Origin of the sequence: Achromobacter sp. JD-1 (assembly GCF_038594925.1) — a bacterium.
Taxonomy (GTDB): Bacteria; Pseudomonadota; Gammaproteobacteria; order Burkholderiales; family Burkholderiaceae_B; genus Achromobacter; species Achromobacter spanius_C.
In genome coordinates this window covers 84,587-101,669 of record NZ_JBCGCS010000019.1, presented here as the reverse complement: position 1 = coordinate 101,669, position 17,083 = coordinate 84,587, and the positions used below count along the sequence as shown (strand labels likewise).

Annotated in this window: 15 protein-coding genes; 8 read left to right on the top strand and 7 right to left on the bottom strand. The window is 65.5% G+C overall.

Features of this window, described 5'->3' with window-relative positions; all coding sequences use genetic code 11:
• Positions 1-2 precede the first annotated feature (2 nt).
• From WBR68_RS24365 to WBR68_RS24350, 4 genes are all read right to left on the bottom strand, one after another.
• Positions 3-983 carry a FecR family protein gene (locus WBR68_RS24365; protein ID WP_230695481.1) on the bottom strand — a complete coding sequence of 327 codons (981 nt, stop codon included), beginning with the start codon at positions 981-983 and terminating at the stop codon, positions 3-5.
• Between the two features lie 106 nt (positions 984-1,089).
• A complete protein-coding gene (locus tag WBR68_RS24360; protein WP_050450442.1) occupies positions 1,090-1,605 on the bottom strand; it encodes an RNA polymerase sigma factor in 516 nt (171 codons plus the stop codon).
• Positions 1,602-2,255, bottom strand: coding sequence for an STN domain-containing protein (locus WBR68_RS24355; RefSeq protein WP_157055556.1), 654 nt, complete (start codon positions 2,253-2,255; stop codon positions 1,602-1,604). The genes WBR68_RS24360 and WBR68_RS24355 overlap by 4 nt, the downstream gene beginning before the upstream one ends.
• 292 nt (positions 2,256-2,547) lie before the next feature.
• A complete protein-coding gene (locus tag WBR68_RS24350; protein WP_230695480.1) occupies positions 2,548-2,988 on the bottom strand; it encodes a rhodanese-like domain-containing protein in 441 nt (146 codons plus the stop codon).
• A 125-nt stretch (positions 2,989-3,113) separates the two neighbouring features.
• Between WBR68_RS24350 and ftrA the strand changes: the two genes are divergently transcribed.
• The gene (ftrA, locus tag WBR68_RS24345) at positions 3,114-4,142 is read left to right on the top strand and encodes a transcriptional regulator FtrA (RefSeq protein ID WP_230695479.1); all 1,029 of its coding nucleotides are present in this window, start codon (positions 3,114-3,116) and stop codon (positions 4,140-4,142) included.
• A gap of 57 nt (positions 4,143-4,199) precedes the next feature.
• On the opposite strand, the gene WBR68_RS24340 is transcribed toward ftrA, so the two are convergent.
• A complete protein-coding gene (locus WBR68_RS24340; protein ID WP_230695478.1) occupies positions 4,200-4,571 on the bottom strand; it encodes a hypothetical protein in 372 nt (123 codons plus the stop codon).
• A gap of 510 nt (positions 4,572-5,081) precedes the next feature.
• On the opposite strand from WBR68_RS24340, the gene WBR68_RS24335 reads away from it, so the two are divergent.
• The gene (locus tag WBR68_RS24335; protein WP_304505235.1) at positions 5,082-10,286 is read left to right on the top strand and encodes an autotransporter domain-containing protein; all 5,205 of its coding nucleotides are present in this window, start codon (positions 5,082-5,084) and stop codon (positions 10,284-10,286) included.
• A 53-nt stretch (positions 10,287-10,339) separates the two neighbouring features.
• Here the strand turns inward: WBR68_RS24335 and WBR68_RS24330 are convergent, their stop codons facing one another.
• Both WBR68_RS24330 and WBR68_RS24325 read right to left on the bottom strand, forming a co-directional pair.
• Complete coding sequence (locus tag WBR68_RS24330; protein WP_127184276.1) at positions 10,340-10,789, bottom strand: GNAT family N-acetyltransferase; 450 nt, start codon at positions 10,787-10,789, stop codon at positions 10,340-10,342.
• A 43-nt stretch (positions 10,790-10,832) separates the two neighbouring features.
• Positions 10,833-11,489 carry a DUF7424 family protein gene (locus WBR68_RS24325; RefSeq protein ID WP_230695477.1) on the bottom strand — a complete coding sequence of 219 codons (657 nt, stop codon included), beginning with the start codon at positions 11,487-11,489 and terminating at the stop codon, positions 10,833-10,835.
• A gap of 202 nt (positions 11,490-11,691) precedes the next feature.
• On the opposite strand from WBR68_RS24325, the gene WBR68_RS24320 reads away from it, so the two are divergent.
• The 6 genes from WBR68_RS24320 to WBR68_RS24295 are packed head-to-tail and all read left to right on the top strand — an operon-like array spanning position 11,692 to position 17,021.
• Positions 11,692-12,489 (top strand): GntR family transcriptional regulator, encoded by a 798-nt coding sequence (locus WBR68_RS24320; RefSeq protein ID WP_050449011.1) that lies wholly within the window; start codon positions 11,692-11,694, stop codon positions 12,487-12,489.
• Positions 12,490-12,507: 18 nt separating this feature from the next.
• Positions 12,508-13,713 carry an ABC transporter substrate-binding protein gene (locus WBR68_RS24315; RefSeq protein WP_230695476.1) on the top strand — a complete coding sequence of 402 codons (1,206 nt, stop codon included), beginning with the start codon at positions 12,508-12,510 and terminating at the stop codon, positions 13,711-13,713.
• Positions 13,714-13,722: 9 nt separating this feature from the next.
• Positions 13,723-14,595 carry a branched-chain amino acid ABC transporter permease gene (locus WBR68_RS24310; protein WP_050449009.1) on the top strand — a complete coding sequence of 291 codons (873 nt, stop codon included), beginning with the start codon at positions 13,723-13,725 and terminating at the stop codon, positions 14,593-14,595.
• A gap of 2 nt (positions 14,596-14,597) precedes the next feature.
• Positions 14,598-15,566, top strand: coding sequence for a branched-chain amino acid ABC transporter permease (locus WBR68_RS24305; protein WP_230695475.1), 969 nt, complete (start codon positions 14,598-14,600; stop codon positions 15,564-15,566).
• Positions 15,559-16,314, top strand: a complete 756-nt coding sequence (locus WBR68_RS24300; protein ID WP_050449007.1) for an ABC transporter ATP-binding protein — start codon at positions 15,559-15,561, stop codon at positions 16,312-16,314. Before WBR68_RS24305 ends, WBR68_RS24300 begins: the two co-directional genes overlap by 8 nt.
• On the top strand, positions 16,311-17,021 hold the full coding sequence (locus tag WBR68_RS24295) for an ABC transporter ATP-binding protein (RefSeq protein ID WP_230695474.1): 711 nt from the start codon (positions 16,311-16,313) through the stop codon (positions 17,019-17,021). Before WBR68_RS24300 ends, WBR68_RS24295 begins: the two co-directional genes overlap by 4 nt.
• The last annotated feature ends 62 nt before the right edge of the window (positions 17,022-17,083 follow it).

Genomic DNA, 17,083 nt, shown 5'->3' with positions numbered 1-17,083 from the left:
TGTCAGCTTAAGAACACCACTTCGCCCATGCGACGAACCGACACGCCGTACAACTGCTGGATCTGCGCAATGGCCTGATCAAGGTTCTTTACCTCGTAGCGCGCGCTTAATCGATGCTTCGCGAGCGCGTCGTTCAACAGCACCACCCGCCCAGGACGATATCGGTTGATTTCGTCTATTGCCAGGTTCAGCGGTAAGTCGTGAAAACTGACGATGCCGGTACGCCAATCCGACACCGTCCGGGTGAAGACGGTTGGCGCATCCAGCGTATCGGCGTCGTAGCTGAGTTGCTGTCCCGCTGTCAGCAGCATCGTGGCTTTGGGATGCGTCAGCTCAATCTGGCCACTGTTGCAGCGCAAGTGAACACGGTCGTCATGCAGGCGGCGTACCTCGACGTCTCCGGTGGACAGGCGCATGCGCGCCGACCCGGCGAGCACCGCGCAGGGCTGACTTCGAGCGGCCCGGATCGCGGCTTCGCCAGACACCACTTCAATGCGCGGCTCGTCGCCACGCGTCGATACGTTGATGCTGGTCTGCGTGTTCAGATCCAGTTCGAGGTGCTGGCCCGCTATTTCGATGCTGCGTTGTTCGCCCGTGACGGTGCGATAGTCGGCATTGGCTTGTGCCCAGGATGGCCACAGACCAAAAGGCGGCCGCAGCAGCGCAACCGCGGCCATGCTGGCGAAGGCGCCGGCCCCTCCCGCCAGGAACCATCTTCTGCCCAGCTTGACCGTGGCGGGGCGGGCCGGGTTGGGCGCTGGGTTGCGTGCCCTATAGGCGTGCGCGGCGTGGCCCAGTTCGTTCCAGGCGCGGGCGGCGTTTACCCAGGCGCGCTCGTGCGCCGCGCTTTGGGCGCGCCATGCCTTGAACGCGTCGCCGTCTCGCGTGGTGGGCGCATTGGTCGCCAGCATGCGCGCCCAGGCATGGGCCTCGCGCTCGATGGCGGGGTCGGGAACAGGGCCCGGGTTAAGGTTGGTATCCATAGGGTTGTTTCGCATGCGCGGCGCGATTTTTGCCGTGCTGATATCTAGACGTTTTCACGAAGCCGGAACGGAACCCCATCGGACTGAAATGAACACTTTCTTGCAATTATTTCTCCGTCCGAGCCATCGCCCGCACGCAATGCTCATGCGCGGTCTGTAGTTCACGCCCCACCAGCCGCACCGATATGCCCCAGCGCTTGGCAAGCTCGGGCCGAGACAGGCCTTCCACGCGCGCGGCAAGCAAGATATCGCGCTGACGGGGCGTCAGCGCGTCCAAGGCCTTGAACATCTGCGTCATGTCCGAGCGTGACTGCATCACCACGTCCGGGCCGGGGCTGGCATCCGCGACGTCGAAAAATTCACTCACCTCGCTTTCGCTGAGCAGGCGCACATCCTGCCGGATGCGGTCAATGGCCACATGCACGGCGGTGTTGACCAGATAAGACTGCGGGTGGCGAATGGCGTCCAGGTCGTCGCGCACGGACAAGCGCATATAGGCATCGTGCAGCGCGTCACCCGCCAGGTCGGACGCGCCGCCCAACCGGCGAGCCACCTGATGCTTGATGGCGTCGTAGCGCTCGGCGATCAGGCGCCGAAGCGCGGCCAGACCGGCACCGCTCATGGCGCGCAACCGCCATAGCGGCGTGCAGCCTCGGGTGTGATCAGCAGGGTAGCGGGTAGGCCGAAGCCGGGCGGCGGGGCGCCGATGGGCAGGCCGGCGAGAGACTCGCGCAACGCTGCCTCCATCTCGGGTCGGCCGGTGGCGTGGACCAACACGTTCGACAGGGAATGTTGTTGATCCAGGTCTACGCGTAACGCGACACGGTATTGGCCCGTGCGCAAGGCCGGGCGGGAGCACAGGGCGGTCAGCACCCGGGTCTGCAGCAGCCCATAGTATTGCTGTCGGGCGGCTTGCGAAATTGGCGGCACAGGGGCGGGTGGGGTGCGCGTGCGAGGCTGCAGCAGCAGCGCTTTCGGGGCGGTATAGCGGGCTTGCAGCTCGGTACCAGCCAGCATGCTCGTCAGCGCCTCGTGGGGGGTATAGCGGCCGGACAGCGCCGCCGCCATTTTTCCTGCCGTCTGCCCACTGTCGTACAGCACGGAGTCTCCGGTCAACTGACTATATCGTTGCAAAGCATCATGTAGCGGCTGGCGTGGCCAGTCCAGGTCATAGGCCAAGACAGGATCGTGGACGGTCGAGAGCTCGGCGCCTGCCGACGCCGACGAGGCGATGGCAGCCCCGGTGGCCAAAGTCGCTAGAATTTTCCGCATGAGCCTCAGGCCAATGTGCACGGCGGCGACGAGTAACCAGGGGGAAAAGCCTTGGCGAAACAGGGCATATCGCAAGAGAGTCAACGCAGGCCGACGCAAGGCGGCAAATAGGCTCACATGCTAAGGGGCCGCGATGACAATTTTGCTACGGTGACATTACGCTTTTCGCAATCTGGTTATCTGAACCCAGCTGCACTTCTTGTCGGTGCCATGGATATCGGCTCGAAACTCGGGCTTCCGGAATCGCCGCATCTGCCCGTCCCGCTCCATGCGAAAAAGCAGGAATGCCCGATTATCGACCAGGTCGAGAGGCTTCACCGCGCTGCGTCGCATCGCTCGTCGCCAGGTCGAAACCCTCGTCCAGCCAACCGGTGATCCCGCCGATCATCACCTTCACCGGCCGCCCCAACTGGGCAAATCGCATTGCGCCACGCGTCGCACCGTTGCAGTGCGGCCCGGCGCAGTACGTGACAAAGAGCGTATCCACGGGATAGTTCACGAGTTTCGATTCCACGATCTTGCCGTGCGGCAGATTCAGCGCGCCCGGCACGTGTCCTTGCGCGAACAGGGCAGGGCTGCGGACATCAAGCAGAACGAAGCCGGGGGCGCCGCTGGCAAGCGCGCTGGCTACGTCCGAACAATCGGTCTCGAACTGCATTGCCGCGCGAAAGTGGGCAAGCGCGGCTTCACTGTGGGCGGCCGGGATCGCGGTGACGGCGTTGGGGGTCGACATGGTTGGACTCTGTAGAAATGGTTCGGGAATAACGTGCCTGGAAAGCCGATCCAGTGGCCTCATTCTGGCTGTTGGCGGCCATCCGCGGTAGTGGCGTAATTGCCATTATTCGGTAAGATCCCGCCATGGCTAATCATCTTGTCGTTGCGCTGGCTTACGACCGGCTTTGTACTTTCGAATTCGGGTGCGTGACGGAACTCTTCGCGCTGGAACGCCCCGAGCTGGGGGTCGATTGGTATCGTTTCGCCGTCTGCGCAAGCGAGCCCGGCCCGCTGCGCGCCGCCGGCGGCATCACGGTCGCCGCGCCGTACACGCTCAAGATGCTTGATCGCGCCGATACGATCGTGGTGCCCGGTTGGCGCGATGCCGATGAATTGCCGCCCGAGGCGCTGCTCAAGCGAATCCGCATGGCATACCAGCGCGGCGCGCGGCTATGTTCGATCTGCTCCGGCGTGTTCGTGCTGGCCGCGGCCGGCGTGCTCGACGGCAAGACCGTAACCACGCATTGGCGATACGCCGAAACGCTGCAGCGTCGTTACCCGCAAGTGCGGGTTGAGCCGGATGCGCTCTACATCGATGAAGGCCAGATCATCACGTCGGCGGGCTCGGCGGCGGGGCTGGACATGTTGCTGCACCTGGTGCGGCGCGATTACGGCGGCGCCGTGGCGAACCGGGTCGCGCAGCGGCTGGTGGTGGCGCCGCACCGGGAAGGCGGCCAGGCGCAGTTTGTGCCGCGCCCCATGCCGCACGACGACAGCGGGCGTTTGACGAAGTTGATGGACTGGATGCGCCAGCATCCCGCCTTGCCGCACACGCTGCGCGCTCTGGCGGAACGCGCCGCCATGAGCCCGCGCACGCTGCAACGGCAATTTCATGACGCTACCGGCATGGCGCCGTATGAATGGTTGGTGCGCGAACGTGTGGCGGTGGCCCGTGAGATGCTTGAGGCGCAAACGCCCTTGCCGATCGGTCGTATTGCCGAGTTGGCAGGGTTCGGCTCGGAGGAGTCCATGCGCAGGCACTTTCGGCGCATCGTGCTGACTAGTCCGACAGCGTATCGCGAGAAATTTGGGCGGGGTGTGGCGCCGCTGAAACACGAGGCCGCGAGCGCCAGTCGGTTGCGTGATGCACGGGCCGGCCCCCGCTCTGGCTGATGCGTCAGTCATGCGCGAAAGCCAGAGCTTCCTTTGGCTAGCAAGCCCAACGAGCGCTCAGAAAATCTCGAAAGTCGATGCGCGCCCACTGCTTGCATTCTCTTTGACGCGTTCAGTGATGCGCTCTTGCACGAGTCGGGCAATTTCTTCCTTCTCCGCGGGCGTCATCGCTTCATATTCTTCTTTTGAGATGCCTAGCGACCGTAGCGTCATCTCAAAAAAACGCTCTTCGGTGGACATGCTCACATAATTGTGCAGATCCTGTTCAGCGGCAGACAGTGGGACAGGCGGTTTACCCATCTGGAATCGGTCCGTGTTGCGCTGGGATTCTTCAAGCACATCAGCAAACGAGGCATTGGATGCACTGGCGCGCCCCTGTTTCGCCAGCGAGGCGCCAAGGCCCATGGTCGACAGTTCAACTCTGTTCATGGCTGTACCTATTGTTCCGGGTGACTAGCAGCACATTGAACGCCATCCGACATTGGCCCAAAACGCCGAACTCGGCGTTCTTTTCCGCTCACCTGTGCGCTTACACGTAGTTCACGCGCGATCTTGTCATGCGCATGAGCGGCGTTTCTGACGCCGAGCGAGGTGCGGTCATGGCCCGTCTCCTGAAGCGATTCCCGGTTGGGGTTATTCCCTGTTGGGTTGGGCTTGAACAGCTGGGGTGATTTCGGGTAAATAGCTGGGCAGCTTTCTGAATGGGGAAATACGCCGCAAAAAAATCCGCGGCATCCCCTAAATTTTCGGATTCGCCCGCCGATAACAGGGGTAGTCGGCTCACGGTTTTGTGACCATCCACGCACGTTCCATCGCGCGGAATTGTCAGCCCCGATTGAACAAGCATCTCGGCCCCTGGCAGGTCGGGCCGAAGGCTGTGCAATATTCCCGCCAGCCGTACCTATGTCAACACCAACCCTCCCACTCGAGACATTGCCCATGCGTACCCACTCTGCCGTCCGCAAGCTGAAACTTAGCCCCGTCTATCTGGCGCTTGCGGCCGTGACTTGCATGCCGCTTGTTGCCACCCCGTCATTTGCGGAGAGCCTGCTTGTGGGCAATGGCGGCAATGGCGGCGTGACGTCGGCGGGTGCGTCGGCGGGCGGTAGCGGCGGCGGCGGGGGTATTGGCGGGGGCGGCGGTGGCGGCGGGAATGCCGTTGGTGGTGGCGCGGGAGGCGGAGTGGAGCGCGGAGGCGATGGGCTCTCCAGCCCTGACTCGTCCGGGGGCAGCAGCGGCGGCGCCGGTGGCGCGTCGAGCACCGTGGGCGGACAGAGCGGCGTGGGCGGTGGTGGCGGCGCGGGCGGTCCAGCGGCACCCGCGGCCGGTGGCGGCAGTGGCGGTGGCGCGCTGGGTGCTGGCGGCGGCCTGGGCAACGGCGGTGCCGGTGGCGACGGCGGCAATATTGTCGGAACTGACGGAACGTCTGCCGGGGGTACCGCAGGCCAGGGCGCCCAGGCGGTTGGCTCGGGAACCATCAGCATCTCGACAAGCTACGACTACGTCGGCATTGGTGGCGGTGGCGGTGGCGCCAGCTTCGACGGTGAGGCCGGCGGTGATGGCGTGGCAGGCAGCCTGGGCGTCAGCAATGCGACCTTGACGGTAAACCATTCACTGCTGGTGGGCGGGGCGGGCGGAGGCAGCAGCGCGACGGGCGTCGGTGGCAGTGGCGGATCCGGCGCACTGACGTTGACGAACGCCACGCTTTCCGTGGCTGACACGCTTCTGATCGGCGGGTCGGGCGGGGGCGCGAGCGGTTCGCAGGCAGGTGGCCAAGGCGGCAGCGGCACGGTGACCGTGGAGGGCAATTCCACCCTGTCGTTCGGCAACGGGGCGCGGCTGGTGGTCGGCGGGGGAACGGGCGGCGGAGCCGGCGTGTTGAACCTGGGGCCGGGCACGGCAAACTTCGCGGGCGGCGGGGCGTTCATCATCAACGCCAACGGCACGCTTAACATCGGAAGCGACACGGCCAACGCCACGATCGGCGGCGCGATCACCAACCTGACCACACTGGTCAACAACGGAACCATCAATTTCAACCAGGCCGGGGCCTACCAACTGGCCTCGGACATCACAGGCTCTGGTTCCCTGGTGGTCAACGGCATCGGTGGTGTGACGCTTACCGGCGCCAACACGTATACGGGCGGAACGACCGTATCCGGGGGCCCCTTGTACATTGGCGCGGGCGGCGCCACGGGCTCTATCAGCGGCGATATCGTCAACAACTGGTCGGTCACCTTCAGCAGAAGCGGCACGGTCGAGTATGCGGACGACATGAGCGGCACCGGTTCGCTGGTCAAGTTGGGCACAGGCCTGCTGCGGCTGACGGGGGCGACCACCACGGCAGGACAGATCTTGGCCAGCAACGGTTCCATGGAAGTGACGGGCCCGTTGGCGCGCTTGGGCAGTGCGACGTCGGACGTGTACATCGGCTCGGCCGGCGAGGCGGAAATTACCGTAAGCAACGGCGCACAAATGACGTCCCATGATGTGTGGGTCGGCTCTGCTTCCGGCGGTACCGCAATCGTGACGGGCGCGGATTCGACGTGGTCGGCCAACTACTTCGCGGTCGGTGGGGGCGCTAACGCGACCAACGAGTTGCATGTGCTGGACGGCGCCAGGTTGTCCACCGCGCGCAGCTTTGTCGGCGCCTACACGGATGGGTCCGCCCTGATCTCCGGCGCGAACTCGGTGTGGTCGAGCGATACCGCGCTGGTGATCGGCAATCAAGCAGGCACGACCGGCACGGTGGTCGTGCAGAACGGAGCCACGGTGAGCGTCGCGCAGATAGAGCTCGGCGACGGCAGCGGGATCATGCAGGTCAATGGCTCTGACGCTGACGGACGGGGCGTTCTGCGGACAGGGCCCGTTGTCAGGAAGGCCGGCAGCACGACGGGCACGATCGACTTCAATGGCGGCGTGCTGCGCGCGGCCACCTCGGAAGCGAACCTCTTGCAGGGCTTCAGCGCGGGCGACATCACGTTGGGCGCGGGCGGCATGTTCCTGGATTCCAACGGCTTCGACGTGGGCATCTCCGCCGTGCTGGACGGCAGCGGCCGGCTGAGCAAAACCGGCGTGGGCACACTGACGCTGTCCGGGGCCAACACGTATACGGGCGGCACCGCCGTGCAGGCGGGCACCTTGGTGGCGGGCGCGTCGCAGGTTTTCGGCGGCGGCGCCATGAACGTCAGCGCCGGCGCCACGCTGAATCTCAACGGCTATGGGCAGTCGCTTGGCGCGCTGTCAGGCGCGGGCACTGTGCAACTGGGCAGCGCCACGCTGACGCTGGGCGCCGACAACACCAGCACCACGTACTCGGGCACGCTCAACGGGTCTGGCGGATTGCTCAAGCAGGGCACCGGCGCGTTTACTTTGTCGGGCACCAGCACGTATACCGGCGCCACCCAGATCGACGCCGGTTCGTTGGTGGTGAACGGTTCCATCGCCAGCTCAGCCGTCACCGTCGGCAACGGCGCGCGGTTGGGCGGCAGCGGCACCGTGGGCGCCACTACCGTGACCGCGGGCGGCGTCATCGCTCCGGGTAATTCGCTGGGCAGCTTGCGGGTGGCGGGCAACTTTACGCTTGCCGCCGGCGCAACGCTGGACTACGAGCTGGGCGCGCCGGGCAACGATGCCTCGGCGCCAGGCGCCAGCGACCATCTGCAGGTTGATGGCGACGTGCAACTGGACGGCACCCTGGCGCTGAGCGACCCCGACAGCACCGCGGGGTTGGGTTATTACCGCTTGATCAGTTATGGCGGCCAACTCACCGGCAGCGGCCTGCAAATGGGCGCCATGCCGGCCTCGCTGTCCGCGTACGACGTGCGCGTGGTGTCTGAAGTGGCTGGCCACCTGGACCTGCGAGTCGGCGTCACGGGCAGCAATCTCCTGCAGACCTGGACGGGGGGCAATGGCACCTGGGACGCCACGGCCACCAATTGGGTGAACGACGGCGGCACCGTGCCCGAAGCGTGGGCAGGCAATCACGCCGTCTTCCTGACGACGGGCGGCGGCACGGTAAGCGTGCAAGGCACGCAATCGTTCGCAGGCCTGCAGTTCGTGGCCGACGGCTACCGCCTGAACGGCACCGGCGCTTTGGAAACGCGCGCGGGTGGCAGCGAACTCCGGGTCCTGGGTGGCGCGACCGCCGTGATCGATACGGTGATATCCGGCGCGGGCGGCATCGACAAGACTCAAGGCGGCACGCTGGTTCTCAACGGCGCAAACACCTACGCTGGCGGCACCACCGTTTCCGCGGGCGTGCTGGCGGTGTCCGACGACGCCAACCTGGGCGCAGCCGGCACCGGCGTGACGCTCAACGGCGGCACGCTGCGCATTGCCGATGCCGCCTATACAGGCACCGGGCGCGGCCTGACGCTGGGCGCCGCGGGCGGCGCGCTTGACCTGACGAATGCTTTCACCCTGCAAGGCGCCGTGTCCGGCGGGGGCGCGCTCAACAAAATCGGGGCGGGCATGTTGGCGCTGGCTTCGGATAGCAGCGCCTATACCGGCACGGCCACCGTGTCGGCAGGAGGGCTGACGCTGGCCGAGAACGCCCGCCTGGGTGGCACCCTGCAGGTCGCGTCGGGCGCCATGCTGGCGGGCGCCGGCACCCTGGGGTCGGCCACTATCTTGGCGGGCGGCGTGCACGCGCCGGGCGGCGACGGCATCGGCACACAGACTTTTTCCGGCGACTACGTCAACCACGGCACGCTGCGCATCAACGCCACACCCACCACGCACGACAGCGTGGTGGTGGCGGGCGGAGTCGACATCACGGGTGCCACCCTGGACCTGCGCCTGTCGCCCGCGGACGCGTCGGCCTGGAACGCCGACACCGGCCCCTACACCTTGATCGCCAAGCAGAGCGCCGGCGCGGTCGCGGGCGGGTTCGCCGCGGTGAACAATCCCCTGCTGTTCCTGGATGCCTCGGTCAATACGGCGGGCGGTGACGGCAACGACGTGACCCTGACGCTGGCTCGTAACGACCGCAGCCTGGCAAGCGCCGCGCAAACCCCCAACCAGCGCGCCGTGGCGGCGGCCATCGACAGCCTGCCGCAAAGCCATGAGGTCTGGCGCAGCGTCATGCTGAGCAGCGATACCAGCCAGTTGCTGCAAGCCCTGAACCAATTGTCCGGCGACACGCACGCTGGCGTGGCGTCTGGTTTGATGAGCGCCACGCCGTTCATCGCGCAGACCGGATTGGCCCGCTTGCGCACCAACCTGTCGGCGCCGATGCGGTCGGGCGGGTTCAGCGCGCAGGCTGGCATGTCGGACGCGCCACCGTCAGCCGCGATGCTGCCTCGGTCCGGCGCCTCGCCGCTGTGGGCGCAGGTAATCGGAGACCGTCAACGCCTGCGCGGCGACGGTAACGCGCCGGGCGCGGATCAAAGCAGCACTGGCGTCGTGGTGGGGGGCGACGTTGGCGTAGGGCAGGGGTGGCGCGTCGGCGGCGCCTTCGGCTACACGGATGCCCGCTTGAGTCCTGACCAGCGCTCGGCCACCGCCAAGACGCAGAGCTACACCGCAACGATCTACGGCGGCAAGTCCTTTGCCACGGGCGCGGGCGCCGTGAACGTTCTGGCGGGCGCGGCCTACAGCTGGCACGACATCGACACGCGCCGCCAGATTCGCTACGGCAGCCTGGACCAGACGCTGAAAGCGAACTACAGCGGCAACACCACGCAGTTATTCGCCGAAGCGGGATATTCCCTGGCGGTGGCGCCCACCGTCACGCTAGAGCCCTTTGTCGGCCTGTCGTGGAGCCAATTGCGCGTGCGTGGCTTCTCTGAATCGGGCGGATCCGCGGCCCTGTCCGGCCGCGCCCAGACGCAGGACAGCACCAGCACGCTGGCGGGGCTGCGCGGCCAATGGTCGCCCGCGCAATCCGCCATCGTGCTGCGCGGCATGCTGGGCTGGCGCCACGCCTATGGCAGCCTGCAGCCGACGCAGACGCTGGCTTTCGACCAGGGGGCTTCGTTTTCCGTGGCGGGCGCGCCCATCGCGCGGGACGCGGCCCGCATTGAACTGGGCGCCGACCTTGTCGCGGTGCGCAACATGACGGCGGGTCTGAGCTACGGCGGGGAATTCGGAGGTGGCAACCGTCAACACACGGGGTCGGTGGACGTGCGCTGGAAGTTCTGACGAGTTCAGCAGCGGGTGTCGGCGGGTGCGGTACGCACCTCAGTGAACAGCCGTCAAAACAAATACTCCAGCACCTCGTCGCCCGCGTCATTGAAGGTGCCTGTGGACCGCCATCCCAGGTGCCGATAAAACCCATAGGACCGCACCGCCGGATCCGTGGCGCAACCCAGGAACGCACGCGCGAATCCGCGCGTGCGTAGCGCCTCGACCACCATGCCCAAGAGCGTCTTGCCCACTCCCAGGCCTTCATAGTCAGGCAGCAAGGCCAGCACGACGATCTCGCCGGTATCCCGGTGCGCGAAGCAATAGCCCGCCAGCACGTCGCCGTCCATCGCGACCACGCCGGGGTATAGACCGGCGTCGATACCCGCCGCCCAGGTTTCGCGCGTGATGCCGGCGGCGGCAAGTTCCGCTTCGGTGACCGCGTTTTCGCGGGTTTGGGTGCGCAGCGTGATGCACGCGGCGGCGTCGTCGGCAATGGCGGATCGGTAGGTGATGGGCATGGCACGTACCCTGTCAGATGTCGTCCTGTAATCCACGGGCGGCCTACTGCTGGGCGTGCGCCAGAACCACCGCATTGCCGAATTGGACTGCGCTCTTGGCGGACACGTCAGAGAGCGCCACAACAAATGACTGTCCTGGCTTGACCGTCAAAACGCCATAGACGACAGGTTGTTTGTCGACGAACACGGCGATCGCAGCAAACGGGAGCGCCTCGCCTGTGTCGTTCTTTACCTTGATTTCGAATTTGAGATCTAGCTTGCCCACGGGCGACTTCTTTTGGGTGCTGTCGATCTTTGCCCTGATCGACTCCGGCACGCTGACGGACAGCAGTTGGCGTTCATTCGACACCAAGTTGATGTGCGATTGCGAAGCCAGCTTGCCGTCACTGCCCTTCGTCAGAACGATCGGCATGGAGAACCGGGCGTAGGAGTCGAAGCCTTTGCGAAAGCACTCCTCGTACTTCGCGTCCGAGAAGATCCCCGGTACGGCTTGCTGCACGTCCACCAGGATTTTCGACGGCTGACGGGAATCTTCATGACTTTGGCAAGCCGGCACTTCGACCAGGAGATTGCCGGCGATCTGCTTGGAAGTTGCATCAAGCAAATCCGAAACCTTGACCTCGGTCTCGACCGTTGTCTTGCAACCCGCGAGCAATGCCGCGGTAAGCACCAACATTGCCAGCTTCGTTGTCTTCTTCATTCCTCTTTCCTGGATGGTGTGGGCGTTGGCCCGGTTTCGAATGCGGCTGTCGCCGTCCCCAATTATTAATTTCAGACGGATTGTGTCAGAAATTAGCCGGATGCGGTATCCCGTCCAGACCGTCAGTGTTTTCCCGATAGAACAACCCTTCCAGCCATTTGTTCCATTGACGGTACATTAGGACACCCCTAGAGTTTCCGGCATGGGAACCACACTGCCTCTGCCGAAATACCACCAGATCTATCTTGTGCTGCGCGAGCAGTTGCAAGAGGGCCGTTTCGACCAGGACGGCTTGCCGGGCGAGCATGCGCTGGCCGGGCAGTTCGACGTGGCCCGCATCACCATCCGCAAGGCCATGGAAATGCTGGTGGCCGATGGTCTGGTGTCGCGGCGTCCTGGCTTGGGGACCTGGCCTTTGCGGGCGGCGTCCAACGCGCAAGCCGCGCCCGCCGCCAACGCGTCGCAGAAGGCGCACCTGACCGGGCTGCTTGAGAACATCGTCAACATGGGCCTGCGCACCTCTGTGCAGGTGCTGGACAGCGCGCTGGTGTCCGCACCGCCCACGGTGGCCGAATCGCTGGGCATTCCGGTGGGCACGCCGGTCCACAAGAGCCTGCGCGTGCGCAGCACCGAGGCCGGGCCGCTGTCGCACATCACCACCTACGTGCCGCAGGCCGTGGCTGATTTCACGCGTGAAGACCTGGAACGCGAACCCTTGCTGATGCTGCTGGAAGCGGCTGGCGTGGAGTTTGGCGGCGCCACGCAAACCATTTCGGCGCGCCTGGCCGATGCGCAAGTGGCGCGCCATCTGGATGTGTCGGTGGGGTCGGCGCTGCTGGCCGTGACCCGCGTCGTGCGCGACGTGAACGACCGCCCCGTGCAGCTCTTGCAGGGCCTGTACCGGCCCGACCGCTACCAATACCAATTGCAGTTGTCGCGCGTCGGCAGCATCGACGCCAAAGTCTGGGTCAGCGAAGAGCTGTCGGCCCAATTTCATTGAACCCCTCGGAGATCTCCCATGAATTCGCGCCGCACTTTTCTGTATCGATCCGCCGCCGCCACGGCGCTGCTGTCCGCGCCCTGGGTGGCGCGCGCGCAAGGCGCCACGCCTGTGAAGGTGGGTGTGCTGCACCCGGTGACCGGCGCCTTGGCGTATTCGGGGCAGCAATGCCGGCTGGGCGCGCTGCTGGCCATTGAAGACATCAACAAGGCGGGCGGCATCAAGTCCTTGGGCGGTGCGCCGTTGTCTGCGGTGTTGGGCGATGCGCAGTCGCGGCCCGAGGCGGGTTCGGCCGAAGTGGAAAAGATGAACGAGGCGGGCGTGTCGGCCATTGTCGGCGCGTATGCGTCGGCGATCTGCCTGGCCACCACGCAGACGGCGGCCAAGTACAACCTGCCGCATGTGGTGGACGTGGGCGTGGCCGACCAGATTGTGGAGCGCGGCCTGAAGAACACCTTCCGTTTCGGGCCGGGCTACCGTGCCTGTAGCGAACGCGCCATTGCCGACCTGGTGGCCTTGAACGATGCCGCCGGCAAGCCGGCCAAGACCGTGATGATCGTGCACGAGGAGTCGCTGTTCGGCACCGGCACGGCGGCGTTGCTGTCGAAGTCGCTGCCGCAATACGGCTTCGAGGTGAAGGAAGTGGTGAAGCACCCGAACCCCACGCGCGATTTCAACAACATCGTGCTGCGCATGCGGTCCGTGAACCCGGACATCGTCATCCCGGCCAACTACTACAACGAATACGCGCTGCTGCTGCGCGCCATGAAGCAGCAGAAGGTGCAGCCCAAGGCCATTTTTTCGGTGCTGGGGGGCGCGGCGTCCAGCTACAAGTTCCTGAAGGAATTTCCGGACATCGCCAACGGCATCATCGACTGCAACCACTGGTTCAACCCCAAGGATGCGCGCGTGGCGCCGCTGAAGGCACGCGTGGAAGAGAAGGGCGCGTATTTCAGTTACGAGGTCTTCATGACCTACGTGGCCGTGCAGTTGCTGGCCGACGCCATCGAACGCGCCAAGTCGGCTGACCGCGCCGCCATCACCGACGCGCTGGCGTCCAGCACCTTCCACGACAACCTCATGCCGTATGGCCCCACCAAGTTCGTCAACGGCCAGAACACGGGCGCGCAGCCGCTCTTGACGCAAGTCATCGGCGGTGACATCAAGGTGATCATACCGGCCGAATACCGCCAGGCCGACGCCATTTTTCCCTTGAAGGCCTGAGCGCGCAGCATGCTGGATCCCGCCATCCTCTTTTCATCGGTGCTGAACGGCCTGACGACCGGCGCGGTGTACGCGCTGATCGCCCTGGGGCTGACCCTGATCTACGGGGTGCTGCACATCATCAACTTTGCTCACGGCGCCGCGCTGATGGTGGCGCTGTACGCCGTCTACCTGCTGAAAGACCGGCTGGGCATCGACCCTTATGCGGCGTTGCCCCTGGTGGTGGCGGGCATGTTCGCGCTGGGCTATGCGTTGCAGCGCGTTGTGATCAACCGCGCCAGCCACGGCAAGGACGAGAACATTCTGCTGGTGACGCTGGGCCTGGCCATCGTGCTGGAAAACCTGGCGCTGGTGTGGTTCAAGTCGGACACGCGCAGCATCGACACGGCCTACACGCTCAGCACGGTTGAGATCGGTCCCGCCATGATCGCGCTGCCCAAGGTCATCGCCTTTTTCGGCGCGCTGGCCGTGGCGGCGGTGCTGTTCTGGATCATCCGCAGCACCGACCTGGGCCGCGCCATACGCGCGGTGGCGCGCGAAAAGCAGGGCGCCAAGCTGATGGGCATTGATGTTGAAAAGGTCTATGCGCTGTCGTTCGGTATCGGCATGGCCTGCCTGGGCGCGGCGGCTTGCTTCCTGCTGCCCGCCTACTACGTCAACCCGCAAGTGGGCAGCGGCTTTGTGCTGGTGGCCTTCACCATCGTGGTGCTGGGCGGCATGGGCAGCTTTGTGGGGGCCTTGGTGGGCGGCTTGCTGATCGGCGTGGTGGAGTCCATCGGCGGCCTGTTCCTGGGCGACTCGCTGGGTCAGATGGGCATTTTTGCGATCTTCATCGCGGTGCTGCTGTTTCGCCCGCAGGGGCTGTTCGGGGCGAGGGGCTGAGCATGAACCGGGATCTTATTTCTATCGCGTTGTTCGGGGTGGCGCTGGCCGTCTTGGCAACGTTCGCGCAGTCGGGCGTGTTGCTGACGTTTGTGATGATGTCGCTATACGCGGCGCTGCTGTCGCAGGCCTGGAACATTCTGGGTGGATACGGCGGCCAGTTGTCGTTTGGCCACGCGCTGTTCTTTGGCGTGGGCGCCTATGCCCAGGCGCTCGGCCAGCTTAGCCTGGGCATCAATCCCTGGCTGGCGCTGCCGATGGCCATTGCGCTGGGCGCGCTGACGGGCCTGGCCGTGGGCGGGCTGACGTTCCGCTACGGGCTCAAGGGTTCGTACTTTGCGCTGGTGACGCTGGCGTTTGCCGAGGTCTTTCGCATCCTGGCCTTGTCGGCGCCCTTCACGGGCGGCGGGGTGGGGCTGATGGTGCCGCTGCAAGAGGGCGCGGCCAACATGCAGTTTGTGTCGCGCCGGGGCTATATCTATCTGCTGCTGGCCTTTGTGGTGCTGGCGTTGGCCGTCACGGCCTGGCTGCGTCATTCGCGCTTTGGCGCGTATCTGCAAGCGGTGCGCGACAACGAGGACGCGGCGCGCGCCATCGGCGTGAATCCGCTGCGCGTGAAGCTGGGCGGCATTGCCTTGTCGGCGGCGTTCATGAGCGCGGCGGGTGCCTTCTATGTGCAGGTGTTCCAGTACATCGACCCGGGCATTGCCTTTGGGTCGGCCGTGTCGGTGGAAGCCCTGGTGGGCGCCATCGTGGGCGGCATGGGCACGTTGTGGGGGCCGGTGCTGGGCGCGGTGGCGCTGCATGGCCTGGCCGACCTGACGCGCAACCTGTTTGGCGAACTGCCCGGCATCAGCATGGTGATCTACGGCGTGGTGCTGATCCTGATCGTGATGTTCCTGCCGCGCGGCATCAGCGGCAGCGGGCAGTCGCTGCGTGGGCTGTTTGGCAAGGAGCGCGCCCGTGTCTGAGATCCTGCTGCAAGCTCGCAACCTGTCTATTTCCTTTGGCGGCCTGAAGGCGGTTCAGGACGTGAACCTGGCCGTGCCGCAAGGCTCGCTGACCGCGCTGGTGGGCCCCAACGGCGCCGGCAAGACCACGCTGTTCGCGCTGCTGTCCGGCTTTCTGACACCCGGCGCGGGCTCGGTGCATTTTGCCGGGCAGGACATCACGGGGCGTGCCCCGCATGAGTCCGCGCAACTGGGCCTGACGCGTACCTTCCAGATCGTGCAGCCTTTTGGCGCGCAGACAGTGCGGCAGAACATCGCGGTGGGCGCGCACCTGCGACTGCGTGACCGGCGCGCCGCCCTGGCCGAGGCCGAAGCGGTGGCCGCGCGCGTCAACCTGCAAGGCGTGTTGGACAAGCCCGCCGCCGACCTCACGGTAGCGGGGCGCAAACGGCTGGAACTGGCCCGCGCGCTGGCCACGCGGCCGCGCCTGTTGTTGCTGGACGAGGTGCTGGCCGGCCTGAACCCGAGCGAGATCGACGAGATGATTCCGGTGGTGAAAAAGCTGGTGGACGATGGCGTCACCGTGCTGATGATCGAACACGTCATGCGCGCGGTGATGAGCCTGGCCGAACACGTATGGGTGCTGGCGCAGGGCCGCTTGATTGCGTCGGGCACGCCCGGCGAAGTGACGCGCGACCCGACGGTGGTGGAAGCCTATCTTGGGCACGGCGCGGCGGCCCGCCTGGCCGCGCAAGGGGCGCCGGCATGAGCGCGCTGCTGGAAGTCTCCAGCCTGCGGGCGGGCTATGGCCGCATGGAAGTGCTGCGCGGCGTGGACCTGACCGTGAGCGAAGGTGAAATCGTCGTGCTGCTGGGCAGCAACGGCGCGGGCAAGTCCACCTTGAACAACACCGTTTGCGGGCTGTTCAAGCCCTGGGGCGGGTCGGTGCGCTTTGACGGGCAGGACCTGACCGGGCGGCACTACCGCGACGTGGTCAAGGCCGGCCTGATCCAGGTGCCCGAAGGCCGCCGCATTTTCCCTAACCTTAGCGTGCGCGAAAACCTGGAGCTGGGCTCGTTCACCCGGGCGCGCGAGCACCGCGCGGCCAACCTGGACCGCGTGCTGGACATCTTTCCGCGCCTGCGTGAACGGCTGGCGCAACTGGCCGGCACCATGTCGGGCGGCGAACAGCAGATGTTGGCGATAGGGCGGGGCTTGATGGCCGAGCCCCGGCTGCTGATCCTGGATGAACCGTCGCTGGGGCTGTCGCCCTTGATGGTGGAAGAACTGTTCGGCCTGATTCAGCGCCTGCACGCCGACGGCTTGGCGATTTTGCTGGTTGAGCAGAACGTCGGCCAGTCGCTGGAAACGGGGCAGCGCGCTTACGTGATGGAAAACGGCGCCATCCGCTATAGCGGGCCGTGCGCGCAACTGATGGCCAGCGACGACGTGCGCCGCGCGTATCTGGGGATGTAGCGATGCCTGTTGATCAAACCCCGCGGCTGCAAAGTCCGCCCCGAAGTTCACCCCATAGTTCG

What these genes read in the sequence shown, in the direction of transcription:
- WBR68_RS24365 (WP_230695481.1), bottom strand. Translation starts at nt 983, where the DNA reads ATGGATACCAACCTTAACCCGGGCCCTGTTCCCGACCCCGCCATCGAG.
- WBR68_RS24360 (WP_050450442.1), bottom strand. Translation starts at nt 1,605, where the DNA reads ATGAGCGGTGCCGGTCTGGCCGCGCTTCGGCGCCTGATCGCCGAGCGC.
- WBR68_RS24355 (WP_157055556.1), bottom strand. Translation starts at nt 2,255, where the DNA reads ATGCGGAAAATTCTAGCGACTTTGGCCACCGGGGCTGCCATCGCCTCG.
- WBR68_RS24350 (WP_230695480.1), bottom strand. Translation starts at nt 2,988, where the DNA reads ATGTCGACCCCCAACGCCGTCACCGCGATCCCGGCCGCCCACAGTGAA.
- ftrA (WP_230695479.1), top strand. Translation starts at nt 3,114, where the DNA reads ATGGCTAATCATCTTGTCGTTGCGCTGGCTTACGACCGGCTTTGTACT.
- WBR68_RS24340 (WP_230695478.1), bottom strand. Translation starts at nt 4,571, where the DNA reads ATGAACAGAGTTGAACTGTCGACCATGGGCCTTGGCGCCTCGCTGGCG.
- WBR68_RS24335 (WP_304505235.1), top strand. Translation starts at nt 5,082, where the DNA reads ATGCGTACCCACTCTGCCGTCCGCAAGCTGAAACTTAGCCCCGTCTAT.
- WBR68_RS24330 (WP_127184276.1), bottom strand. Translation starts at nt 10,789, where the DNA reads ATGCCCATCACCTACCGATCCGCCATTGCCGACGACGCCGCCGCGTGC.
- WBR68_RS24325 (WP_230695477.1), bottom strand. Translation starts at nt 11,489, where the DNA reads ATGAAGAAGACAACGAAGCTGGCAATGTTGGTGCTTACCGCGGCATTG.
- WBR68_RS24320 (WP_050449011.1), top strand. Translation starts at nt 11,692, where the DNA reads ATGGGAACCACACTGCCTCTGCCGAAATACCACCAGATCTATCTTGTG.
- WBR68_RS24315 (WP_230695476.1), top strand. Translation starts at nt 12,508, where the DNA reads ATGAATTCGCGCCGCACTTTTCTGTATCGATCCGCCGCCGCCACGGCG.
- WBR68_RS24310 (WP_050449009.1), top strand. Translation starts at nt 13,723, where the DNA reads ATGCTGGATCCCGCCATCCTCTTTTCATCGGTGCTGAACGGCCTGACG.
- WBR68_RS24305 (WP_230695475.1), top strand. Translation starts at nt 14,598, where the DNA reads ATGAACCGGGATCTTATTTCTATCGCGTTGTTCGGGGTGGCGCTGGCC.
- WBR68_RS24295 (WP_230695474.1), top strand. Translation starts at nt 16,311, where the DNA reads ATGAGCGCGCTGCTGGAAGTCTCCAGCCTGCGGGCGGGCTATGGCCGC.